Consider the following 22,809-nt stretch of genomic DNA (forward strand, 5'->3'; position numbering starts at 1 on the left):
TTTCGTTTATGTTATTCTCTATTGATAATTAGAGAAGATGGGCTGTCCGTCTGGGCTGTTCTGTCAGCCTTCTCTAATTAAAACATAGGCGTATTCGGTATTTCAGACAAAATATATGAATTTCGGCAGAACAGCCTTTCCGCTGTTTATTGCTTGAATTGTTTAACTTTGCCGCGAAAGCGGCGGGAAGGTTGTTTATGACAAAAGCATTTGCGCTATACATTTTTATTGTTTGCTTATTGCCCGTTTCGATATTTGGGCGGATTGCCGAATTTGCCGAATTTACTGTGCCGCATACATACATAGCAAGCGGTGGCTACAGTTTACACGAAGCGCGAGCTGCCGCAATTGAAGAAGCGCAAGGCGATCTTTTGCGACAGTTAGGTGTTTTGGTAGAAGCACAACAAAGAATGGTGCGACGAGACGTGGACGGAATTTCGCAAGAGGATTTTATCGAAGAAGCAAAAACCTATACTCTCGGCAGAGTTCAGACGAATATTCTTCCGAATACCGAGAATTTTGCTATGAACTCCGACGGCGCAATGGTTTTTTCCGCAACTTTCCGAATGCTTGTCGATACGGCTGATTTATTTCAGCACTTGAACAGTATTTTGGCGCAACGCCAACAAGCGCGGGCGGACAGTATTGCATTGATTGAGCGAGCAAGGGCGGATAGTATTGCGCTTATTGAACGAGTGCGCGCCGACAGTATAGCCAGAGCGCAGAGGATTTCGGAATTGGAGCAAGCGGTCATAATAACAAGACGATCTTTAGAGCAAGAGCAAGGAAATGAAAGACGGTTAAGAATAGAGCGAGATAGATTGGAGCGCGAACTACAAGAAGCCGCAGAACAAAGAAGTTCTGCTCGACAAGCATTTGAGAACGCTCGAAATGCGCCAACCTCTCATACCGATATAGGAGCGCAAAGAACAGAAAACGAAAGACAACTCCTAAACAGGGCAAGCGAAAATTACAATAGAATATCGGCAGAATTTAGAACAGCAAATGAAAATTGGCAATCCGCAACGCGAAGAGTAGAAATTGCCCAAAATGATTTCAGTATCGCCGAAAACAATTTAAGGCAAGAAACAGGAAGAACCGTTGCCGATATACCAACACCGACTACACAAACTACAAGGCAAACGAGAAGCGTTTGGAACGAACTCGACGCGGCAAGAGCGCAACAACAACGCCCCGAACAACGCGCCTTTGAAGACCTCGACAGAAGAAGAACAGCGGGAGAATTTGACGCACGTGCGGAATTGCAAAATTTTGCAGACCGTCATCGCCCAACAGCGCCGCCACCTGCCGAAGCGAAAACAAATAATCGTCTGTTCTTGCTTTCAATTCGTCCCGAATTTACGATAAATAACACAGTAATGAGCGGAGGCGGCATACTCGAATTTGGACTAATTACTCAAAATGGTCTTTATTTCAGCGGTGAATTTAACGGCGGCGCAGAATTAAGTAATCACTTGCTTTATTTTAGCGGGTTAGTTAATGTAGGCGGCGCGGTTAATCAAAACGGCGTTGTAAAAAATGCTTTGGGAGTGAGCGCAGGGTATCGCAATATTCAAAATTCTTTTTGTTTTAGAATAGACGGGCGAGTTTACGATACCACAACAGGAGACAATATCAGTTTTGGCGGAGTTTTTTGGAAATTTATGTTTGGCAGAAATCACAATTTTGACATAACAAACAGATTTTTGCTCGGAACAAAAAATAACCCCGTAAGTTTCGATGTAGGAAACAATCGCTTCATTTACGAAAGCGAATTTAATGCGACTTACTTGCTGAGTATCGGCTACACTTTAACAAAATCGCGAAGATAAGAAAGGTAGGAAATTATTATGAAAAAAAATTTGATTTTATTAGCGTTTTTTGCTGTTGTTTTGTTTGTGATTTCTTGCAGCGATAATTTCGGTTCAGACGGCGTAGATTTTTATCGTGTTTCTTTTGATGTGCGAGGCGGAGTAGAGAATTTTGAAACTAAAATTGTAAAAAGTGGCGAAAATATAATTTTGCCGACATCGGTACGCGAGGGTTTCAATTTTGACGGGTGGTTTTCTAATGCTTTGGAAGGACAAAAACTTGGCGATGGCGGAGATAAATATACTATTACTCAAAGAATAACGCTTTTTGCGCAATGGACAATCAAAACATACAATATTATATGGAACATAAACGGCGGCAGTCCAAGCCCAACGCAAACAACAATACAGCACGGCGGCAATATAAGCGCACCTGTCGCAATGACAAGAAACGGTTTTGCGTTTGGCGGGTGGTATAGAGATTCCGATTTTAACACGGCGGCAGAATTTCCGATAGAAAATATCACATCGGACGCAAGATTTTATGCAAGATGGATAGAGATTTTCACCGTTAATTTTAACGCAAACGGCGGAATTGTAAATCTTTTATCACAACCGGTAAATTCGGGAACATCTATAACTTTGCCGATACCGACAAGAGATGGATTTGTGTTTAACGGTTGGTTTACAGCAATGACAGGCGGAACGGAAGTAAATTCACCTTTTACGGTAAACGCAAACACTACGCTTTTTGCTCGATGGACGATACAAAATTATACAATAACATTTAATTCACAAGGCGGCTCAAACGTATCTCCGATTACACGAGCAGTAGGTTCAAGTATAACTTTACCGTCTCCAACAAGAAACGGTTTTACTTTCGATGGCTGGTTTACCGAGGCAAGCGATGGAACGCGTATAGCTTCTCCGCACACAATAACGGAAGACATTACCGTTTTTGCGCAATGGACAGCGATACCGACATTTACAATCACTTTTAATTCACAAGGTGGAGCAGAACACGCACCGATAACAAGAGAAGTAAATACTAATATAAATCTGCCAAATCCTACGCGCGCCGGCTTTACTTTTAATGGTTGGTTTACAGAAGCAAGCGGTGAAACGCGCATCTTTTCACCGCATACAATAACCGAAAACATTACTCTTTTCGCCCAATGGACAGCGATACCAACTTTTACGATTACTTTTAATTCTCAAGGTGGAACAGAATATTCGCCAATAACAAGAGAAGTAAATACAAGAATAACTTTGCCAAATCCGACACGAGACGGATATACATTTATGGGCTGGTATAGCATAGAGACAGGCGGAATAAGATACGGCGGCGGAACCGACAACTTTACCATTACCGAAGATTTAATAATGTTTGCTCAATGGGCAAAAAATTTCACAATCACCTTTAACTCGCAAGAAGGCTCTAATGTGGCTTCGATTACACGCGCTGAAAACACTTCGATAACTTTGTCTAATTCAACTCGTAGCGGATTTACATTTAACGGTTGGTTTACAGAAGCAAGCGGCGGAACGAGAGTTTCTTCACCGCATACAATAATCGAAAACATTACTCTTTTTGCGCAATGGACTATAAACTTCACTATTACATTTAACTCGCAAGGTGGAACAAATGCCGGTTCTATAACACGAGCAAGCGGAACACAAATAACATTACCTACACCGACACGAAGCGGTCATATACTCAGTGGCTGGTTTTCAACGCCATCGGGTGGAACAAGATTTGGAAGCGGCGGAAGTTTTTATACTGTCAATGGAGATATTACGATGTTCGCCCAATGGAATCCTGAACGAGATAGCAGATTGGTAAACGCTACTGGTGAAGCGTGGGTACAAAGTGGCACTATAGAGCCTATATCTGGCAGTATCAGTAATTGGGCGCAGGGGTTTGTCTTTTTTGCGGATGGTAGATTTTTGCAAATTGCGTTTAATCGATCTGCAGGAGGCTGGGTAATTAGAAGCAGTGGTTCTTGGCGAACATTCAACAATCAAATAATACTTAGCGCTCAATTGAATGGCGGATACTTTGGCGGTGATGTTGTTAATTACAGATGGATATCGGCAAATGTGGTTGAACTACAAGATGTTGACCAGACTATACCACTATGGGCGCGCACTTGGAATCACACAAGAATAAAAATCCCTGGGGTTATTTTTGAGCAATAATAACTGCGGATTGGATGCACAAAACGTATTTTACCTCAAAAACAAGGAGAAAAATTGAAATCACTGCTGACAATTTGCATAATATTAACAGGAGCGTATTTTTGGTTCTCTCATATAGGCAGAATAAACGACGTGCTTGACATCGCCGATGATATTCTTATTCAAACAAAATCGTTCTTGCAATCGCTACGGCAAGAAGCAGAACAACCGCGAACACCCGACAATAGAAGCGCACAACCAATCAATAGCGAACAAGCGGCGCAGATTGTCAGAACGCAAAGCGGCGATTTTTCTATGCCGTATCGAGGGCGCATAACTTCGCGTTTCGGAATGCGGCGCGACCCGTTTTCGGGACGGCAAAGAATGCATCGCGGCGTGGACATTAGCGGCAATACGGGCGATACGGTGCGAAGTATATTTGACGGCACTGTGCAAAGAACAGGCTACCAACGAAACGGGGCAGGAAATTATGTAGTTGTGCGCCATAACGACGGGGTAGAAACACATTATTTTCATCTTGCCCATAAATTGGCACAGCCTAATCAACACGTTTCAGCTGGTCAAGCGTTAGGATTGCTCGGTAATTCAGGACGTTCTACATCGCCGCATTTGCACTTTGAAATCAGACATCGCGGAGCGGCAATAAATCCCGAACAGATTATAGATTTTGCTAATGCTCGATTACGAAATTTGCCTCAAAATCAACCTGTGCAAAACGAACAAATAACCGAAAAGGAGAAATGATGGAATTCATTTTAAGTGTTTTCACCACATCTCAGTGGATTATAGTAATTGCTCTACTCGTCGCAGTTGCCGTATTTGTCTTCAAAATCGGAAATTGGCGGGGACGAAAACAAGAAATCGAAAGCGAAATAAAAAAGAGAATTAACAGCCAACGAGCAACTATAAAAGGGCAAGTTTCCGAACAAATCGCGCCGTTATTGCCTAATTTTCCTTACGATATTTCGGAATGTCGTTTTATGGGAAAGCCCATAGATTTTATTGTTTTTAAGGGAATAAGCGACAACAATATCAGCGAAATCGTTTTTGTTGAGGTAAAAAGCGGAAAAAACAAAACCTTAAATCAAAACGAAAAAACTTTGCGCGACGCCGTTAAAAATAAAAAAGTAAAATGGGTTCAGTATAATTTTGAGTGATGGCAAAACGTATTTTATACTCCTAAGAAGGAGAAAAAATGAATTTGGAACAAACACAGCAAAAATCGTTGTATATAATTGCCGGTTGCAACGGAGCAGGGAAAACTACCGCAAGTTTTACCGTTCTTCCCAAAATCCTTGATTGCAAAGAATTTGTGAATGCAGACGAAATAGCCAAAGGAATATCTCCGTTTAATCCGTCGTCCGTCGCAACAACAGCAGGCAAAATTATGCTGAAACGAATAAAAGAACTCCTTGCAAAAAACGAAACATTTTCTATTGAAACAACTCTTGCCTCAAAACTCTTCACAAAAACAATAAAAACCGCGCAAGATAACGGATATTTGACAACCTTACTATTTTTCTGGCTTCAAAGCGTAGAAACCGCTAAAAACAGGGTAGCGCAAAGAGTAAAATCGGGCGGACACAATATCGAAAACGACGTAATTGAAAGAAGATACCTCGGCGGAATAAAAAATCTGTTTGAATTATACATTCCCATAGTGGATAAATTGTATATTTATGACAACACAGACGGAATTTCGGAGTGTATTGCTAAAAAAATGTCTAAAACAGGCGAGGTAATCGTGGTAAATCGAGAAAAACACAACCTTTTGGAGGCGTATTATGACACAAACAAATGATATTTGTCAAGATGTTTTGCAAGAAAAAATATCTTACGGTTTAGACCTTTCGTTCAACAAATTGATTGATGAAAAAAGACGAAATGGCGAAGATTTTGTTTTTATGCGAGACGGAAAAGTCGTTTTGGTGAATGCTAACGATGTCGCCTATCGAGAAATAAAAGAGCCTGTGTAGGTCGTCTCTCTTTCTCATTTGCGCAAAACGTATTTTTGCGCAAGGAAAGGAAGCAAATCCATGAAAAAGAATGAAATCATAATCCTCGCCGCCAAAATAGCCGCAACTGTTTTTTTGTTTTATTTTGTAAATAAAACCGTGAATTTTAATGAATTTCCTCAAATCGGCAATCTCGGTTTGGTGTTTTTTATTGCGGTTTCGTTCGGTTTTTTACAGCAATTTCTGCTTTTTTTACGATGGTTTTTCTCGCTCAAAGCGGCGGATATTTCTTGCAGTATAAAATCCGTTGTAAAATCGTATTTTATCGGACAGTTTTTAGGAACGGTTTCTCCTGCCCGAAGCGGCGATTTGGCAAAAATATTTTATTTGGAAAACACTCCAAAAAAACGCGGACTTTATGCTGTTTTAATTGACGGAATTGTCGCATTAACTACGCTTTTTTTAGTAGGACTTTGGAAAAACTACCCGCAAAACTCCCCCGATATTATTCTTATTGCAGACAAAATACTGAGCGTTGCAGGCTTTTTGGGCGTTGTTGCGACTATCGCAATTTTAATAATTTGGCGCAAGAAAAAACCATACAAAATATTGCTTGCCGCATTTTTCCAACACGTTGTTTTAGTTGTCCAAGGTGCGATTTTGTTTAGTATTTTGCTTCCGATTTCGTTTACAGAAGCGTCTTTTGCTGTTGCGAGTGCGTATTGCCTTATGCCGCTTATTCCGATTACCGTTGCGGCGATTGGCGTTAGAGAATTTTCGTTTGCGTTATTTATTTCGGCGTTTATTTCTTATGAAAATATAGAGCAAACTGTTTTTGTAGCGTCATACATCTTGCTTCTTTGCAACAGTATTATTTTTATGTTGCCGGGGATTTACTTGTTTTATTCAAATCGCAAACCTAAATAAATATCTAAAAGTTTTTGTGAAAGCATAAGCGAAAATCTCGCCTGCGTGAGTTCGGATTGCGCCAAAAGAAAATTATTCTGTTGCGAGGCGTAATCTATCGCGGTAATATTTCCGATATTTCGCATTTCATCGACTGTCTGCATATTTTCGGCTTCGGCTTCAAATCGCTCGAGGGCGGTGGCAAAACGCGACTGCGACGCTGTGATGTCCGCCACAAGTTGCTCGATTTCGGAGCGGACGTTTCGCTCTGTTCGCTCAAGCGTTATTTTGGCGCGATTAAGATTGCTTTGCGCGACTGCGACATTCGTTCTTGCAGAGCGATTGTCAATTATAGGCACCCTCAGGTTCAAACTAACATTCGGCGAAACGCCCTCTCGTAATTGCCTGTCGCCCGAATGCGGCGTACTTGTTCTCATTCCTGTCGAAACACCCGCGCCCGCCGAAAGCGTCGGTGATTTTTGCGCTCGAGCAAGCGCAAGCGATATTTCGGCAATTTCTACCGCAACTTCCGCTGACGATATTGAGAAGAAAATATCTCTGTTATCCTCAAAAATTTGCGATGGCGACAAACCCGAACGTGTTTCAAAATCCGTATTGGGGTGAATTATGCTGAAATCGCTTTCAAAATCTAATTCGAGCAGGCGTTTCATCTCTAAAACTGCGTTATTAAAGCTATTTTGCGCGATTGTCAGCGAATGTTGGCTTTGTGCAAGCTGTGCTCGGCTTCGGGTTAATGCGAGTTGCGTTGCCTTGCCGATTTCCTGAAGATTTTGCTGAAACTCCATTTGTTTTTGCGAAAGTGCAACCGCGCCTTTTGTGTTTTGCAGTATCTCCTGCGCCTGTAAAAGAGAGATGAATGCGCGAGTTATAGAGGAAATAATGTTTTGTTTTTCCGTTTCAAGCGAGATTTCGGAGGAGGTAAGCGTTTTTTCGGCGGAAAAAAGGCGATTTCTTCTGCGACGACCATCCAAAATTACCACGCTCGACGAAATTCCGACGCTTATGCTTGCAACCGGGTCGCGGTCATTTACAAAAGGCGTTGCGGAAACACCGCTCGATGCGCTTGCCGACAAATCAGGGAAAAAGTCTCCGTACGCACCGTATAATCTGGCGCTGTCGGCGATTAAATTTTGGATTTGCAGACGAATTGCGGCATTGTTGGCAAGCGCGTGTTCTACGCATTCTTCAAGCGTCCACTGCCGCGCGTAAACCCAAAAAGGAATAATGAAAATCCAGATGGCAAACAAATATTTATTCATAAAAATAAAACTCTCTTTTGTAAATTTCCCTGTTTTGATATTTTCAGAACGCGGATTGTTACCGATTAACTGTTTTTCATTAAAAAAGAAAGAAAAAGGAGGAAACTCTCGTCGCTTGCTACCGCCAAAATAGTATTTTTGCCTTAAATTACAATTAAAAGGTAAGCAGAATTATGAAAAAAATACTATTCGTTTTCGGAACACGCCCTGAAGCAGTAAAAATGGCGCCGATTATTTTGGAGTTGAAAAAGCGAAAAAACGTCGAACTTAAAATCTGCGTCAGCGGACAACACCGCGAACTGCTCGACAGCGTGCTTGACGTTTTTGATATTAAGCCAGATTTCGACCTTAATATTATGAAACACGGACAGGATTTGTCGGATATTTCATCGCGGGTAATGCTTGGGCTCAGAGATGTATTCAAGGAATTTGCGGCAGATATTGTCGCTGTTCACGGCGACACCACAACCGCATTTGTTTCGGCTCTTGCGGCGTATTACCAAAAAATAAAAGTTGCACATATTGAGGCGGGGCTTCGCACAAACGATATTTATTCACCGTTTCCCGAAGAGGGCAACCGAAAAATGATTGACGCCGTAAGCTCGTTCCTTTTTGCGCCAACCGAAAGGAGCAAGGCTTCATTGCTTGCGGAAAATATCGACAAAGATAAAATTTTTGTCGTCGGAAATTCGGTAGTTGACGCACTTTTGGAAATGCGAAAAAGAATAAATTCAAGCGAAAATTTGCAGGATTACATTGTCGAAAACATAGAAAAAAAGGGCTATCCTTTCGACAACGAACGAAAAATTGTCCTTATTACCACGCACAGGCGCGAAAACATCGGCGATAACTTGGTTGAAATTTACAACGCAATAAAAATCCTTGCCGAAACACATCAAAATACTGATTTTTTGATAACTCTGCACCCAAATCCCGTGCTTATTAAGACCATAGAACCGATAATCGGCGGCACTGCCAACATAAGAATTATGCGCGATGTCGATTATTATTCGTTTATGTATCTGATGGAAAAATCATATATAATTATGACCGATTCGGGCGGCATACAAGAAGAAGCGCCGAGTTTCGGAGTGCCTGTTTTTATTTTACGAAGCGCCACCGAACGCCCCGAAGGCGTTGAAAGCGGCGTTGCAAAAATACTTGGCGCCGACAAGAATTTCATTGTTTCGCAAGTATCCGCCGTCTTATGCGACGAAAATCTGCGAAACTCAATGACTTGCGAAAAAAGTCCTTACGGCGACGGGAACACAAGCGTGCGAATTGCTGATATTCTTACAACCGACAAACCTTAATTTCGCTGACAATAATTCCTTTTGCGCCGATTTCGTGCAAGTCGTCCAAAAGTTTGTTTACGCCTTTTGACTTCGCCATTGATTTTATCGCAAACCAGCCGTCTTGACTTAGCGGCATAACGGTCGGCGACTCAATCCCCGGAGTAAGTTTTTTTGCGGCTTCCATATTTTCCTTGAAAATGTCGTACTCTATCATAACATATTGATTTGCGATAATCACGCTTTCGATACGCTTTACAAATATTTTTGCCGCGGGGTTATCTAATTTGCTTTTGTCGCGCGCAATAACAAGCGCCTCTGACTGCATAATCGGCTCACCAACCGTTTTAAGTCCTGCTTCTACAAGCGTTCGCCCGCTTTCTACAACGTCTGCGATAACGTCCGCAACGCCCAATTGTATGGAAATTTCTACCGCGCCGTCAAGTTTTATTATTTGCGCTTCAAAGCCGCGTTTTTTCATATCCTGCTCTACTATTTCGGGATACGAGGTAGCAATTCTTTTGCCGTTAAGTTGGTCGGGAGTAAGTGTGCTGTCTTTGGGAACGGCGTAAAAAAATCGCGAATTTCCGAAGTTCAGCGGCAGAATTTCTTCGTATTTCGCCTTGCTGTCCATCGACAAATCGCGCCCTGTTATTCCTAAGTCAATAATTCCGTTGCCGATATAAACCGCTATGTCGCGCGGACGTAAAAAGTAGAAATCTATCTCGTGTTCGCTGTCGCGGACGACCAATTCTTTCCCGAAAACCTGACATTTGTAGCCCGCTCTTTTTATTATGTCAAGCGCCGTTTCGTTCAGCGCGCCTTTGTTCGGGATTGCTATTTTAAGCATTTTTGCCTCTCTTTTCTTATAAATATTTATAAATGTCGTTTAAGGTAAGCCCCTTTGCAAGCATCATAACCTGAATATGATAAATCAACTGCGACATTTCTTCGGCGGTTTTTTCGTTTCCTTCGTATTCGCTCGCCATCCAAACTTCCGCCGCTTCTTCCACTATCTTTTTTCCGATAAAATGAACGCCCTTATCAAACTCCTTCACAGTAGAAGAATTCGGGTCTTTTTTCTCAATTTTTTCTTTCAGTTCTTCAAACAAACTTTCAAACGTTTTCATTTTTGCTCCTTTTTGCAGGTAAAATACTATATGCGCAAACAAAAAATGGCGTTTTTACCACTTCAAAGCGATACAGCCTTTAAGTCGCCAATCACGCAGGCATCAAACCGCCGCCAATGTTTATGCCGCGAACGTTTTGTCTATACTCTATTATTGAAAGCGTGCCGCCAACAAGCGCGACAAGCAAAATAGCAAAACCTAAAAAGAAAATAGCATTATCCATTTTTACCGCCTTTCAGTGAAAGATAATCACACAAATAACCAAAAACCAAACTAAAAACTGCAAACACGATAGCTGCAATAAAACCAACATCTGAAATAGCTGCAACATCACCGATTTTAAACACACCGCCAAAAACAACTATCGCAATTGAAGCCCTAAAACCGTCAAACATCAAATCCGATGTCCGTTCTGTAAAATTTTTCAATTTTAACTCCTCATTTTAAGCAAACACCAACAAAAATACTATTTCGCCACTGCGCCGCACAAAAACAAAAAACAAAAACAACAAATTTTCACTTTTTTCATTTTTCTGCTAAAGTTTTCAGAAAACCTGCCGATAACAATGATGGGGAAGTTAAGCCCGCGCTCAAATTCTTGGGGAAGAAACGAGAGCGGGAGACTTTTAACAGGAAGTTAAAAAAACACATTAACAGGGAGGTCATTATGATTTCAAGTATCTCAACGGCAAACAATATGTCTCAACTTTTTAGGCAACAATCGCAACAGTTATCCAATGTTATGGGGCAAGTTGCAAGCGGACGAAGATTCGCGAGACCAAGTGATGATTTTGTAAGTTTTATGAGAATTAATCGGAGAGAATCCGATGTTTCGGGACGGCAAACTATGCAAGACGAATTGGTTATCGGAAGACAGCAAGCGCAAATAGTAAGAGGAGTTGCTGGCGAAGCATTGGAACTTCTCGGAGAATTTAGAGGATTAATAGAGCAACGCGCAAATGTTCCAACTGCAGATAGCGCGGCACTTAATACACGATTGAATGTTCTAGGAACGCAAATTGGCAATTTGATTACCAACAACAACAATACTGGTGGTATAGCTGATATAATGGCGACAAGAAACATAAGTACGGGTGCAGGAGCCACACAACAAATTGCTATGACTTTCACTACTCCAACTGGAACGGCTCTTACAGATGCAACCACTTTAGCGGATGTTGATACAGCAATTGCTGCTTGGGGAACCGTATCAGCACAAGCTGGAGCATTCGACACTGTTATTGGTCGTCAAATGACGATTAACTCGAACATTATGGCAGCAAATAGAGAAGCAGCGGAAGCTATCGGCGCAGTTGATGAAATGTCAGCAATGGCTCAAATGGCTTCGCTTGCAGTTCGTCAGCAGGCGACTGTTGCTATGGCGTCTCAGGCGAATATTTCGCAGACGGCTATGCTCAGATTGTTCGCTTAATTTAATTAGGATTTTTTGTAAAGTTCGCAATGCGTTGGGGAACGTGTTGCGGACTTAAAAGGACGAATTTTCGCGCTTGGGGAAGTGCGGGATTTCGGGTGTGCTACGCACACAAAACTGTTTTCTATCGCTAAACTTGGGGAAGTTTGCGGCAGATACACACAAGGGAGGTTATTATGAATACAATTTCAGGCGGAACTACGTTCGGCAATATAGCCGCGTTCGTCCAAAATAATCACAGAGCAATGCTCGGACAAATGAGTACCGTTGCCTCGGGACTTAATATTACACGCCCTGCGGACGGAGCGGTGGACTTCTTTCGCGGACAAACACTCGGCGCTCAAGCAAGACAGCTTGACGGAATTCGTCGGGAATTTCAACAGGCGTCAGCGCTTTTGGACGTCGCAGAAGGAAGTATGGCGGAAATTCACAACGACCTAACAAGTATGCGTGATTTGATAAGACGATATTTCTCGACAAACATAAGCGATAACGAAAAAACACAAATCTCACAGCAAATCGAAGACCTGAAAATGCTTGTTCTGCACACGGTTGAGCATACTGTTTTCGGCGGACGACGCCTGCTCGAAGACAGTAGCGCCAATCCACTCATCAAAATAAGAAATAACCCCAACGACATCACTCAGACTTGGACTGTTTCTTTTACAGGAAACCAAATAGTAGATATGTCGGACTTTGATTTTTCAACATTCGCAACCCGCGAAGACGCGCTTGACGCAATTAACGACAAAATCGGACAAGCCGCAAATTTTATGGGGCATTTGGCAGGAACCCGGTTTGGTCTTAACGCGCAATACAACCTCGGCACACTAAAGCAAAACACGTCTTTGGAGCAAAAACAAAATACTTTGGGAGCAAACGATATAGACGAAATGATGAGCCTTACCCGAAGACAAATTCTGCAACAAGGAGCAGTTTCAATGCTAACCCAAGGAAACGTAATGCGCGGCAGTGTTCTGAATTTACTTAGATTTTAATGCGCCGTGCGAACACGCGCATTTTTTTTCCTATGAAAAACATTAAATTTCTGCAAAAAGAGTAGTGAATATCGCCTGACCATCGCCCAAATAGTATTTTCTATGACGAGAAAGGAAAATTCTATGAAATTTCATAAAGGAAGAAAAGAAGCATTAAGCAATTATTTCTTTAATATAAGCGCACTTGCTTTTGTCGGCTCAGTTATTACTGTTGCTGTTGACGGAGACGGCAGTATTTTTAATATCGGCTGGGGATTGGCTTTAACAGCTGCTCTACTTATTATAGGATTTATTTTGAAAGGAACTGAGTAATGGAAATGATGATATTGGGCGGTGGAGTTATTATTACGGGACTCGCATTGCTTTTTACTTTTGGCAGAGAGAAAGAAGAGCCTAAAGGTAATTTTATTGGCGGATTGGCTACGGTGCGATAAAGGCAAACTTGAGGAAATGAGCAAAGATACCAAAAAATACGATGTTATAATCATAGGTGCGGGACCTGCGGGGATTACGGCGGCGCTTTTTGCAAAAAAGCAAGGGCGCTCGGTTTTGCTGTTGGATAAAGACAGTTTTCCGCGCGAAAAAATTTGCGGCGACGGGCTTTCCACCCGAACATTAGTCATCCTCAAAGAATTGGGACTTTACGAAAAATTCCTCGCTGATTGCCCCGTAAACAAAATAGACGGCGTCATATTCTCTGCCCCGAACGGCACAATTCTTCCGATAAATTACAAAAATTTGGGACGAACACAAGGCGTTGAAGGCTACACTCTGAACCGCATTTATTTCGATAACTTTCTTATAAACGAAGCAAGAGAAGCAGGCATAGAAGTTTTGGAAAACTTTGAGGCAAAAAAATTTCTGCTCAATTCCAAAAATGAGGTAAGTGGTGTAATTACAAATAAAAAAGACAGTAAAAAAGATATAGATTTTGAAGCAAAAATAGTTGTTTGCGCCTGTGGAATTTTCCCGAGAATTCTAAAATCCGTAAATTATGCTCACCCAAGCGGCAAAAAGTGCGTTGTCGGAATACGCAGACACTTTAAGCAAGTGGATTGTGTAGGAAATATGATAGAAATGCACTTCGTAAAAAGCATAGTGGAAGGATATTTCTGGATATTCCCCGAAGCAAACGACATTGCAAACGTGGGCTTCATAATCCCCGACAAAATCAGACGAAAACGCAAAATAAATCTCGAAAAAGAACTGGAAAACATTATATCATCGCCCCGATTTTCCGACAGATTTAAGATTGCAGAACCGCTTACGGAGCCAAGCGCGGCGTATCTGAATTTGGGCGGCACAAAAGTTTTTCCTCCAAAAGGCGGACTTTTAATTATCGGCGATGCAATGGGACTTACCGAGCATTTTACGGGCGAAGGTGTAGGCAACGCAATGTTTTCGGCACAAAAAGCGGCACAGGTAATAGAAGCGGCGTTTGAAAATGGCAATTTTGGAGCAAGAACAATGGCAATGTTTCATAAAATCTGCGTAAAACCGTTGCTTAGAGAATTTCGCGTTTCGGCAATAGTAAATAAAATGAAAAGCGTTTGGCTTCTAAATTTTGTAATCGGAATTGCCGCGCAAAACAGCGAAACAATGGAGAAAATAGCCGCCGCCGTCGCTTCACAGAAAGAACGAAAACGCTTGCTTAACCCTATCTTTTACCTAAAACTGCTACTACGCAGAAAGAAATGAGGAAAATATGGATTTTATTACATTTTGGCAAACTCTTCCACTTAGATTAGACCCGACTTTTATTACGCTTTTCGGAGAGACAATTATTCGGTTCGGCAGTGAGCCGTCGGGCGCGGGCTTTGCTGTGCGCTATTACGGGCTTATGTATATAATGGCGTTTTTAACCGGAATTTCGCTGTTAAAATCAATGTGTCGCCGCGGTGAAGTTGCGGGTGTTCATTCAAATGAGATGGAAAATTTGTGTATGTGGGGAATTATAGGGCTTTTGGTTGGAGCAAGGCTCGGCTTCGTTGTTTTTTATAACTGGGGGCATTTTTCGCAAAATCTAAACCAAATTTTCATTCCTTTTGCAAACGGGCAATTCATAGGGCTTGCGGGAATGTCGTACCACGGCGGGGTTATCGGCGGGCTATTATTCGGCACAATTTATATGATAATGAGAAAACTTGATTTCAGAGAATGTGTAAACGCAATATTTTTGGCAGTGCCGCTCGGACAGGGTATCGGACGTTTCGGCAACTTTATGAACGGCGAATTATACGGACGTATAACCACGTCGCCGATTGGTATGTATTTTCCCGACGACCCGACAAATTTACGCTACCCCTCGCAACTTTTTCAGATGTTCGGCGAAGGTTTCGCGCTATTTTTAATACTGCTTTTACTTCGCAAACTTTGGGCGCCGTCCAAAAAAATTATGATGCCGCTGTATTTTATAGGCTATGGAATAATCCGCTTTTTCATAGAGTTTTTCCGCGAACCCGACGCACACATCGGACTAAACGCACTTGGGCTTTCGCGCGGACAAATGTTGTGCGTGGCAATGGTAATTATCGGAGTTGTAATAATTCCGTTCTTCTTAAAAAAGACGAAAACAATTAACATCGCCAAAGTTAAGAATACATCCGATAAAAAACGCAAAGAGGGAGGCGACAGTCGCTATGAAATATAAGAATACCGCAGTCCTTTTAATTTCCTGCAATGACACAGACGGAATTGTCGCCGATATTACCGCGCTTTTGGCACGCTTGGGGGCAAATATCGTCTATCTTGACCAACATACCGACCGCGAAAATAAAAAATTCTTTATGCGGGTTGAGTGGGATTTGGAAAATTTTTCGGTAGCATTAGACGACTTCAAAACGATTTTCAAAAACGATTCGGCGAGAAAATTTAATATGTCGTGGGAACTGCACAAATCAGCCGACAAACAAAGAATGGCAATATTCGTTTCAAAATACGCACATTGCTTTTTCGACATAATTTCCCGTGTAAAAACGAAAGAATTTGAGGTGGATATTCCGCTCATAATAAGCAATCACGAAGATTTGCGCGAAGAAGCGGAATGCTTTGGTATCCCCTATTTTTACTTGCCTGTCAACAAAGAGAATTACGAAGAGCAAACCGAAAAGCAAATGCAAATTTTGCAGGAACACAACATTGATTTTATCGTTTTAGCGCGATATATGCAAATAATTCCACCGAAAATGATTGAGAAATATCCAAACCGCATAATCAATATTCACCATTCGTTTTTACCCGGATTTCCGGGAGCAAAGCCTTACCATCAGGCGTTTGAGCGGGGTGTGAAAATTATCGGCGCAACGGGTCATTACGTAAACGAAGAATTAGACGCGGGACCGATTATAGAACAAGACATTCAGCGGATAACGCACAAATATTCTGTGGATGATATGATTACCACTGGACAAGACATAGAGCGGCGCGTTCTGGCAAGAGCAGTCGGCGCGCACATACAAAGAAAAGTATTAACCGATAAAAACCGCACAGTAGTATTTTCGTAAAAAAAGGAGAAAAAATGACACTTTACAAAGAAGAACGTCCTTGGGGGCATTACGAAGTTTTGCAAGACACACAGAACTTTAAGGTAAAAAAAATACAGGTAGAAGCGGGGAAAAGACTGTCGCTTCAATCGCACGGAAAACGCGACGAACTTTGGACGATAGTCGGCGGAGAGGGCTTTATGGATTTGGATAACCTAAAACTCAACGTTCGATACGGCGACACAATTGACATCCGCAGAGGACAAAAACACAGAATTATGAACACGGGAAGCGAGCCGCTTGTTTACATAGAAGTGCAAACAGGCGAATATTTCGGCGAAGACGACATTATGCGCTATCAAGACGATTTCGGGCGGGCAGACTAACCGCTCGTGAAGTAATCACTCCGCGTCGAAGCTGATTTCGTATGCGGAGGTTTCTTCTATTTTCACTTTTTTATCGATATTTTCCACTATAAAATCACTTAAATGTGAGCGGCGTTTGTTTTGCGAAAAATTTTGCACAGCTATGGAGAGCGCCTTGTAAGTCCCCACGAAAACACAGAATTTTTTCGCGCGTGTAAGCGCAGTGTATATCAGTTTTCTTTTTAACATTGTGTAATGCAGAGTTGTTAGCGGAATAACAATCGCACTAAATTCCGAGCCTTGACTTTTGTGTATTGTTATACAATAGGCAAGCGTTAATTCCTGAGTTTCGAGCGGCTCGTATTCCACTACTTGCCCGTCGCCGAAATCGACCGCCAATCCGTCGGAAACTTGTATTACCTCGCCTATGTCGCCGTTAAAAACTTCTTTGTCGTAGTTGTTTTTTGTTTGCATTACCTTGTCGCCGACAGCAAAACTGCGCTCGCCGAAACTCTGCAGATATTGATGCGGATTAAGTTTTTTCTGCAATTCTTTGTTTAATTCTACCGTACCAACCTCGCCTTTGTGCATTGGAGTTATTACCTGAATATCGTTTTTGGGGTCGTAGCCGTAAGAATTTACTAAGCGCCTGCAAACAAGGTCGATGGTAGTCTCAAATATTTCTGCAGGCGTTTCTTTTACAATAAAAAAGCAATTGTCGGTTTGCGCATTTTGAAAACTCGGGATTTTTCCGTAGCATATTTCGTGCGCCGCGGTTATTATTCTGCTGTTTTGCGCTTGCCTAAACACTTTTTTAAGCATAACGTTTACTATTTTGCCCGAATCAATTATGCTTTCAAGCACCGCACCCGCCCCAACCGACGGCAACTGATTTATGTCGCCGACAAGAATTATGTGCGCATCACTCGGTACGGCGCGTAAAAAAGCGGTGAAAAGTCGCAAATCCACCATTGACATTTCGTCGATAATAAAAACGTCGCCCGAAAGCGGATTGCCTTCGTTTCGGGTAAATTTGCCTTTGCCCTCAATAACCTTGTACTCCAAAAGCCTGTGAATTGTCTTTGCCGCCTCGCCTATAACCTCGCTCATTCTTTTAGCGGCGCGACCTGTCGGAGCAGACAAGACGACAGATTTCCCCTTTTCTCTGAAATAGCGAACTATCATTTTAAGGGTTGTGGTTTTTCCTGTTCCCGGTCCGCCTGTAAGCACAAACATTTTCGACAAAACCGCGCCTGCTACCGCCGATAATTGCTCGGCATTGGCTACTATGCCTTGCTTTTCGCACTCTTTTTGCGCCCACGCCACTACCTCTTTGCCGCCTTCTTTACATTCGGTTTTTTGTTCGGCTCTTTTGCGAATAAGGCGAGCGCATTCGGTTTCTATGCACCACAAAATTTTGCTGTAAATATCGCCTTCGTATTCAATGGCTATTTTTTCGTTAATCAGGTGGTCAAGAGTAAAAAGAACTTGACTTTCGTCGCTTTTTACCAATTCGGCGGTTTTTGCCAAAACTTCCTGTTTGGGCAAATATACGTCGCCCTCGTCTTCGGCTTTTTGCAGGGTGTGCATAATTGCGGCTCGCGTTCGACGATAATCGTCGGTGAAGCCTATTGCCTGCGCGATTTTGTCTGCTTTCAAAAAGCCCACGCCGCGCATATCTTCAATTAAGGTGTATGGATTTTGCGAAATCACCGCCTTTGCGTTTGCTCCGTACAATTTGTATAAGCGATACACAAAAGACATCGCAATTCCGTATGGATGCAGAAATCTTGTTAGTTCCACGAGCGCGCGTTTATCAGACCACGCTTCGATTATTTTATGCACGGTTTTTTGTGTGATTTTCGGGATTTCACTCAATCGTTCGGGGGTGTTATCCAAAATGTTTATGGTGTCTTCGCCAAAGAAGTCCACAATTCGCTCTGCGGTTTTTTCGCGAATGCCTTTTATTATCCCCGACGACAAAAGCGTTTTTATTTGCTCGGCGCCGCTTACCTTTATATACTCAAAACGCTCTACCTTAAACTGTTCGCCCCATTTGTCGTTGTATTCAAATTTCCCTGTGGCGCTGATTTTTTCGCCTGTGTGAAGCATAGAAAGCGTACCGATTAGTTTTATATGCCCCGTTTTTTCACAATGCCCGCTGACAACCGCAAACCCTGTTTCTTCGCTGCTGAAAGTTATGGAACCAATTGTAAAGTCGATTTTTTCCACTATTATTTTGTTACCAACACCACTTCCATAATAAATTTCCCGTATTTACTCTCAAATGGAACAATAATACACGGAACTCCGCTGGGCGTTGTAATAAAGTGTTCACCTCTGATAACGCTCGGAAGCGATATTTGAAGCGCATATTCGACTAAGTCTTTTTTTGCATATCCTGCTATAATATTTACGATTTCACCGACACCGTCCGCCAAATCGGGACTGTTTTTTTCAATCGTGCCGCCAACCATCGCCGAAATTGTTTTTATAGCGACATCGTAAGAATATGCTATAGAGATCATTCCTTGTGCTTTACCCGAAAGCCCTATCGTGGTAGATACGTCGTAGTTCGGGTACGGTTGTTTTTTAAGTGCGGGCGCGCCCGGCTTTACAGCGTCATCAAAAAGCATTCGTTTGTACGTGTCAATCGTCGCGGCGATAAACGGGTTTATAATAGCAGCATTCACAATAACTCTCCTTAAAATTCATTTCTCCGCACTAAAATAATATATTCTCACAACGAAATTCGACTTTCGCGAATTTTTTGCACAATTTCTGACATTTCTTTCAGAAACAGATTTATTTCTTCGATTTTTGTATCTTTACCGAGCCCCACCCGAATGGTTCTTGCCGCCTCTCTTGCGCTAAGTCCCACTGCCGTTAAAACACTGCTTGCAAACACTTTTTGAGACGAACACGCCGAACCCTTCGAAATAAAAATTCCCTTGTTATCGAGCCGAAGAACAATGATTTCATTTTCGATGTCGGGGAGCGTTATGCTCAATGTGCCGCTCAGTGTTTTTCCTTCTTCTTGCGCACCGTTAAATTTTATTTCACCGATTGTTGCAGTTAATTTTTCTTTTAATGTTTGACGCAACGCCCAAATTTCCTTTTCTTCTTTGCCGAAGTTTGCCTTGCATTTTTCTACCGCTTCGGCAAAACCCGACGCCAAAATCTGATTACCTGTCCCCGAACGAAAGCCGCCCTCTTGACCACCGCCCATAATCAGCGGAAAAAAAGGCGTATTTTCACGCACGAACAGTCCGCCAATCCCGCGCGGTCCGTAAACCTTGTGGCTTGTGAATGTTAAAAAGTCCGCGGCAATATCGCGCATCGAAATCGGCAATTTCCCGAACGCCTGAACTGCGTCGAAATGCAAAAGCGCGTCGTGTTTTTTTGTGATTTCGGCAATTTTTGCAACATCTTGGATTGTGCCGATTTCGTTGTTTGCCCAAATTATGCTGACTAACGTTTGTTTGTCGCAATTTTGAGCCAAAAAATCCAAATCTGCAAAGCCCTGTTTATCTACGGGTATTCGGACAACTTCAACCTGCTTCTCGCTTAAAAAATCGGCATATTCGTCGATTGAGGGGTGCTCGACAGAAGAAATTACTAATTTTTTGAGTTTTTTGTTGGTGAGCATCTGCCACAAGACCGTGTTATTGCTTTCGGTGCCGCCGCTTGTAAAAATTATTTCGTGTTGCTTTGCCTGCAAAAAATCGGCTATTATTTCGCGGGAATTTTCGAGTAAACTTGCTGCTTTTTGCCCTGCAATATGTGAACTTGCGGGGTTTGCAAATATTTTTTGATGCGCAAGCATTTTGGCTGATACGTCTTCGTCAAGCGGAGTCGCCGCGTTGTAATCAAGATATAAATTCAAAGACATTTTTTGCCGTTGCCGCCTGAATTCGAGTTTTATGGGTTATTCGTATTTAAGATTATCGACTACCGAAAAACTGCCTGCTATTCCGAGACTGTTCGGGTCTCCGTCCGCGTTGTCGTCGGTGAAACGGAACTTTCGTATGTATTCTATGCAGTCAAAACTCGGCAACGCTTTGGAATAATACCAACCTTGAATTTCTTCGGCGCCCAGATTTTTCAGAAGGCGAATTTGCACTTCGTCCTCTACGCCCTCGGTAACAGTGCGCATTCCGAGTTCTTTTGCAAGCAAAATCAAAAATCTGAACAATTTGCGCTCATTTCGTCCGCGCATTAAGCCATCGGTAAAACTTTTGTCGATTTTAAGCTCGTCAAAACTGTATTTGTGAAGATAGTTAAGCGAAGAATAGCCCGTACCAAAGTCGTCAAGCGAAAGGTTAAAGCCCTCGTTTTTGAGCCCTTGAAGTATTGCCTGCGCACCGCTTTTCAGCATTGTTCCTTCGGTTATTTCCAAATAAACCACAGACGGGTCAACGCCAAAGTTTTTAGCCCTGTTGAGTATTTTTTCCTTAAAATTAGACTCCAACAACTGTGTTGGCGAAATGTTTATAGAAATATTTATGCTATCATTATTGCAAATTTTATGCACTTGTTTTATATGATAAAACGCCGACTCCAAAACATATTCGCCCAAAGCAAGTATGTGTCCGCTTTTTTCGGCGATTTCTACAAATTCGTTTGGCGGTATGTAGCCGACGCTTGGGTGAGTCCAACGCGCAAGCGCTTCCATCCCTGTCACTTCTTTGTCCACAAGAGATACTTTCGGTTGATAATAAACCTGCAATTCGCCGTTGAGACAAGCTGTAAAAAGGTCTTTTTGTATTGTGGAAAGCCTGTTTTTGTCGTCAAGATATTCTCGCATAAAGAATACGTTTTTCACGTTGTTTTTGTTGGACTTGGATTTTTCAAGCGAAATTTCGGCATAACTCAAAATTTGCGGTATGTCCTCCGCCTGAGTGGGAAAACATACTATTCCGCTCAAAAGCGACAGTGTATTACCGTCGGGCAGATTATGCAATTCAAAATATCTGTTGTCAATATCCTTTTCAAATTCTTCTAATTGCGCCGTCAGGACAAGGGCGTTTTCGGCGGTGGAAATAAAAACGAACTTACCTTTTGCAATGCGCGAGTGTGCAAAACTTTTCTGCACCAAAACCAATCTTGAGGCAACCGTTTTGAGGAACTTATCGGCGCTTGAGTTTTGAATGCTTTCACTGCCGTCGTCGCTGAATTGCTCGTTAAATTTATCGAAAGCAAATAAAACCGTATAAAACTGTTTTCCGTTTGAAATCGCCTTTTTGAGTTCTTTTATGAAACCGTTGGCATTCAAAAGCCCTGTCTGCTCGTCGGTGTTTTTTCTGATTTCGTTGTTTAAGGAGTCTGCTTCAAAGTATTTTGAAATAACAAAGCCGCCTGCCGAAACAAATATCAGAAGAATTGCGTGAAATTTGCCTAATATTTGCGCCGAAAAATCGTTAACAGCCCAAGGGACAAAAATCGCAACCAAAGTTATCCCTGCATAAAAAAGTCCGACTTTTGACGAACATAAAAAATAACCGAGAGCTATCTGTAAAATATAATACGCTGAAAAAGCATCCCCGTACGCATTAAGTAAACAACTATTGAAAAACTTAGCGACGACAAGAGTAAAAATAGGTACAAATAAAAACAAACACCTGAAATATCTGGCTTTGTAATAAGAGACGTAAATTCCGCCCAATGCCAAAAATATAACCGTCGCAAAGCCCAATGCATTAAATACATACATTTGACTAACAAGCAAAAAGCCTGTTATTGCGGCAATGAATATGATAAAACACAAAGCAATTCGAGATAAATGCAATTTAAAATTCATCAGAGGGATTGCTTGAATTTCCTCATCATTGTCGGACACTAATTTTTTCCAAAGTTTCCTATTCATTCTAAAAACCTCTCCCCACACTTGCCAAAAATTATTTTTATTCCATAGAAAACATAAGCTAACAGTATTCAAAATACTTTTATGCCAAACATA

The 22,809-nt window shown here is 42.0% G+C and carries 23 protein-coding genes; 15 read left to right on the forward strand and 8 right to left on the reverse strand.

Annotation, left to right across the window (positions count from 1 at the left end; all coding sequences use genetic code 11):
- Positions 1-197 precede the first annotated feature (197 nt).
- The 7 genes from FWE23_02560 to FWE23_02590 are packed head-to-tail and all read left to right on the forward strand — an operon-like array spanning position 198 to position 6,892.
- Positions 198-1,832 (forward strand): hypothetical protein, encoded by a 1,635-nt coding sequence (locus FWE23_02560; protein MCL2844318.1) that lies wholly within the window; start codon positions 198-200, stop codon positions 1,830-1,832.
- Between the two features lie 18 nt (positions 1,833-1,850).
- Positions 1,851-4,010, forward strand: a complete 2,160-nt coding sequence (locus FWE23_02565) for an InlB B-repeat-containing protein (GenBank protein MCL2844319.1) — start codon at positions 1,851-1,853, stop codon at positions 4,008-4,010.
- A 54-nt stretch (positions 4,011-4,064) separates the two neighbouring features.
- Positions 4,065-4,754 (forward strand): M23 family metallopeptidase, encoded by a 690-nt coding sequence (locus tag FWE23_02570; GenBank protein ID MCL2844320.1) that lies wholly within the window; start codon positions 4,065-4,067, stop codon positions 4,752-4,754.
- Positions 4,754-5,167 carry a hypothetical protein gene (locus FWE23_02575; GenBank protein ID MCL2844321.1) on the forward strand — a complete coding sequence of 138 codons (414 nt, stop codon included), beginning with the start codon at positions 4,754-4,756 and terminating at the stop codon, positions 5,165-5,167. Before FWE23_02570 ends, FWE23_02575 begins: the two co-directional genes overlap by 1 nt.
- 38 nt (positions 5,168-5,205) lie before the next feature.
- Positions 5,206-5,811, forward strand: coding sequence for a zeta toxin family protein (locus FWE23_02580; protein MCL2844322.1), 606 nt, complete (start codon positions 5,206-5,208; stop codon positions 5,809-5,811).
- Positions 5,795-5,986 (forward strand): hypothetical protein, encoded by a 192-nt coding sequence (locus FWE23_02585; GenBank protein ID MCL2844323.1) that lies wholly within the window; start codon positions 5,795-5,797, stop codon positions 5,984-5,986. The genes FWE23_02580 and FWE23_02585 overlap by 17 nt, the downstream gene beginning before the upstream one ends.
- Positions 5,987-6,046: 60 nt before the next feature.
- A complete protein-coding gene (locus FWE23_02590) occupies positions 6,047-6,892 on the forward strand; it encodes a flippase-like domain-containing protein (protein MCL2844324.1) in 846 nt (281 codons plus the stop codon).
- Here FWE23_02590 and FWE23_02595 read toward each other — a convergent pair.
- Positions 6,868-8,151: a TolC family protein gene (locus FWE23_02595; protein MCL2844325.1), complete on the reverse strand. Its 1,284-nt coding sequence runs from the start codon at positions 8,149-8,151 to the stop codon at positions 6,868-6,870. The genes FWE23_02590 and FWE23_02595 overlap by 25 nt on opposite strands.
- Before the next feature lie 173 nt (positions 8,152-8,324).
- Here FWE23_02595 and wecB point away from each other — a divergent pair, with 173 nt between their 5' ends.
- Positions 8,325-9,464, forward strand: a complete 1,140-nt coding sequence (wecB, locus tag FWE23_02600; protein MCL2844326.1) for a UDP-N-acetylglucosamine 2-epimerase (non-hydrolyzing) — start codon at positions 8,325-8,327, stop codon at positions 9,462-9,464.
- Here wecB and hisG read toward each other — a convergent pair.
- The 3 genes from hisG to FWE23_02615 form a co-directional block, all read right to left on the reverse strand.
- Complete coding sequence (gene hisG, locus FWE23_02605) at positions 9,445-10,293, reverse strand: ATP phosphoribosyltransferase (protein MCL2844327.1); 849 nt, start codon at positions 10,291-10,293, stop codon at positions 9,445-9,447. The genes wecB and hisG overlap by 20 nt on opposite strands.
- A gap of 16 nt (positions 10,294-10,309) precedes the next feature.
- Positions 10,310-10,573: a phosphoribosyl-ATP diphosphatase gene (locus tag FWE23_02610; protein MCL2844328.1), complete on the reverse strand. Its 264-nt coding sequence runs from the start codon at positions 10,571-10,573 to the stop codon at positions 10,310-10,312.
- Between the two features lie 215 nt (positions 10,574-10,788).
- A complete protein-coding gene (locus FWE23_02615) occupies positions 10,789-11,001 on the reverse strand; it encodes a hypothetical protein (GenBank protein ID MCL2844329.1) in 213 nt (70 codons plus the stop codon).
- Positions 11,002-11,240: 239 nt separating this feature from the next.
- Here FWE23_02615 and FWE23_02620 point away from each other — a divergent pair, with 239 nt between their 5' ends.
- The 7 genes from FWE23_02620 (at position 11,241) to FWE23_02650 (ending at position 16,871) form a co-directional block, all read left to right on the forward strand.
- Positions 11,241-12,005, forward strand: a complete 765-nt coding sequence (locus FWE23_02620; GenBank protein MCL2844330.1) for a hypothetical protein — start codon at positions 11,241-11,243, stop codon at positions 12,003-12,005.
- A gap of 176 nt (positions 12,006-12,181) precedes the next feature.
- Positions 12,182-13,003: a hypothetical protein gene (locus tag FWE23_02625; GenBank protein ID MCL2844331.1), complete on the forward strand. Its 822-nt coding sequence runs from the start codon at positions 12,182-12,184 to the stop codon at positions 13,001-13,003.
- Between the two features lie 123 nt (positions 13,004-13,126).
- The gene (locus FWE23_02630; protein ID MCL2844332.1) at positions 13,127-13,315 is read left to right on the forward strand and encodes a hypothetical protein; all 189 of its coding nucleotides are present in this window, start codon (positions 13,127-13,129) and stop codon (positions 13,313-13,315) included.
- Positions 13,316-13,453: 138 nt separating this feature from the next.
- The gene (locus FWE23_02635) at positions 13,454-14,701 is read left to right on the forward strand and encodes an NAD(P)/FAD-dependent oxidoreductase (GenBank protein MCL2844333.1); all 1,248 of its coding nucleotides are present in this window, start codon (positions 13,454-13,456) and stop codon (positions 14,699-14,701) included.
- Positions 14,702-14,708: 7 nt separating this feature from the next.
- Entirely contained in the window at positions 14,709-15,653 is a 945-nt protein-coding gene (lgt, locus tag FWE23_02640) for a prolipoprotein diacylglyceryl transferase (GenBank protein ID MCL2844334.1), read from the forward strand.
- Positions 15,643-16,506 carry a formyltetrahydrofolate deformylase gene (gene purU / locus FWE23_02645; protein ID MCL2844335.1) on the forward strand — a complete coding sequence of 288 codons (864 nt, stop codon included), beginning with the start codon at positions 15,643-15,645 and terminating at the stop codon, positions 16,504-16,506. Before lgt ends, purU begins: the two co-directional genes overlap by 11 nt.
- A gap of 14 nt (positions 16,507-16,520) precedes the next feature.
- Entirely contained in the window at positions 16,521-16,871 is a 351-nt protein-coding gene (locus tag FWE23_02650) for a phosphomannose isomerase type II C-terminal cupin domain (protein ID MCL2844336.1), read from the forward strand.
- A 15-nt stretch (positions 16,872-16,886) separates the two neighbouring features.
- Here FWE23_02650 and FWE23_02655 read toward each other — a convergent pair whose 3' ends face one another.
- The 4 genes from FWE23_02655 to FWE23_02670 are packed head-to-tail and all read right to left on the reverse strand — an operon-like array spanning position 16,887 to position 22,716.
- Entirely contained in the window at positions 16,887-19,082 is a 2,196-nt protein-coding gene (locus FWE23_02655; protein MCL2844337.1) for an ATP-dependent RecD-like DNA helicase, read from the reverse strand.
- 2 nt (positions 19,083-19,084) lie between these two features.
- Complete coding sequence (locus FWE23_02660; GenBank protein MCL2844338.1) at positions 19,085-19,543, reverse strand: chemotaxis protein CheX; 459 nt, start codon at positions 19,541-19,543, stop codon at positions 19,085-19,087.
- A gap of 47 nt (positions 19,544-19,590) precedes the next feature.
- Positions 19,591-20,742 carry a cysteine desulfurase gene (locus FWE23_02665; protein ID MCL2844339.1) on the reverse strand — a complete coding sequence of 384 codons (1,152 nt, stop codon included), beginning with the start codon at positions 20,740-20,742 and terminating at the stop codon, positions 19,591-19,593.
- 36 nt (positions 20,743-20,778) lie between these two features.
- Positions 20,779-22,716: an EAL domain-containing protein gene (locus tag FWE23_02670; GenBank protein ID MCL2844340.1), complete on the reverse strand. Its 1,938-nt coding sequence runs from the start codon at positions 22,714-22,716 to the stop codon at positions 20,779-20,781.
- Positions 22,717-22,809: the final 93 nt, after the last annotated feature.

The organism is Chitinivibrionia bacterium (assembly GCA_009779925.1).
In the GTDB taxonomy this organism is placed as follows: domain Bacteria; phylum Fibrobacterota; class Chitinivibrionia; order Chitinivibrionales; family Chitinivibrionaceae; genus WRFX01.

What these genes read in the sequence shown, in the direction of transcription:
- FWE23_02580 (MCL2844322.1), top strand. Translation starts at nt 5,206, where the DNA reads ATGAATTTGGAACAAACACAGCAAAAATCGTTGTATATAATTGCCGGT.
- lgt (MCL2844334.1), top strand. Translation starts at nt 14,709, where the DNA reads ATGGATTTTATTACATTTTGGCAAACTCTTCCACTTAGATTAGACCCG.
- FWE23_02560 (MCL2844318.1), top strand. Translation starts at nt 198, where the DNA reads ATGACAAAAGCATTTGCGCTATACATTTTTATTGTTTGCTTATTGCCC.
- FWE23_02590 (MCL2844324.1), top strand. Translation starts at nt 6,047, where the DNA reads ATGAAAAAGAATGAAATCATAATCCTCGCCGCCAAAATAGCCGCAACT.
- FWE23_02630 (MCL2844332.1), top strand. Translation starts at nt 13,127, where the DNA reads ATGAAATTTCATAAAGGAAGAAAAGAAGCATTAAGCAATTATTTCTTT.
- FWE23_02625 (MCL2844331.1), top strand. Translation starts at nt 12,182, where the DNA reads ATGAATACAATTTCAGGCGGAACTACGTTCGGCAATATAGCCGCGTTC.
- FWE23_02635 (MCL2844333.1), top strand. Translation starts at nt 13,454, where the DNA reads ATGAGCAAAGATACCAAAAAATACGATGTTATAATCATAGGTGCGGGA.
- FWE23_02665 (MCL2844339.1), bottom strand. Translation starts at nt 20,742, where the DNA reads ATGTCTTTGAATTTATATCTTGATTACAACGCGGCGACTCCGCTTGAC.
- purU (MCL2844335.1), top strand. Translation starts at nt 15,643, where the DNA reads ATGAAATATAAGAATACCGCAGTCCTTTTAATTTCCTGCAATGACACA.
- FWE23_02610 (MCL2844328.1), bottom strand. Translation starts at nt 10,573, where the DNA reads ATGAAAACGTTTGAAAGTTTGTTTGAAGAACTGAAAGAAAAAATTGAG.
- FWE23_02650 (MCL2844336.1), top strand. Translation starts at nt 16,521, where the DNA reads ATGACACTTTACAAAGAAGAACGTCCTTGGGGGCATTACGAAGTTTTG.
- FWE23_02575 (MCL2844321.1), top strand. Translation starts at nt 4,754, where the DNA reads ATGGAATTCATTTTAAGTGTTTTCACCACATCTCAGTGGATTATAGTA.
- FWE23_02585 (MCL2844323.1), top strand. Translation starts at nt 5,795, where the DNA reads ATGACACAAACAAATGATATTTGTCAAGATGTTTTGCAAGAAAAAATA.
- hisG (MCL2844327.1), bottom strand. Translation starts at nt 10,293, where the DNA reads ATGCTTAAAATAGCAATCCCGAACAAAGGCGCGCTGAACGAAACGGCG.
- FWE23_02670 (MCL2844340.1), bottom strand. Translation starts at nt 22,716, where the DNA reads ATGAATAGGAAACTTTGGAAAAAATTAGTGTCCGACAATGATGAGGAA.
- FWE23_02620 (MCL2844330.1), top strand. Translation starts at nt 11,241, where the DNA reads ATGATTTCAAGTATCTCAACGGCAAACAATATGTCTCAACTTTTTAGG.
- wecB (MCL2844326.1), top strand. Translation starts at nt 8,325, where the DNA reads ATGAAAAAAATACTATTCGTTTTCGGAACACGCCCTGAAGCAGTAAAA.
- FWE23_02565 (MCL2844319.1), top strand. Translation starts at nt 1,851, where the DNA reads ATGAAAAAAAATTTGATTTTATTAGCGTTTTTTGCTGTTGTTTTGTTT.
- FWE23_02595 (MCL2844325.1), bottom strand. Translation starts at nt 8,151, where the DNA reads ATGAATAAATATTTGTTTGCCATCTGGATTTTCATTATTCCTTTTTGG.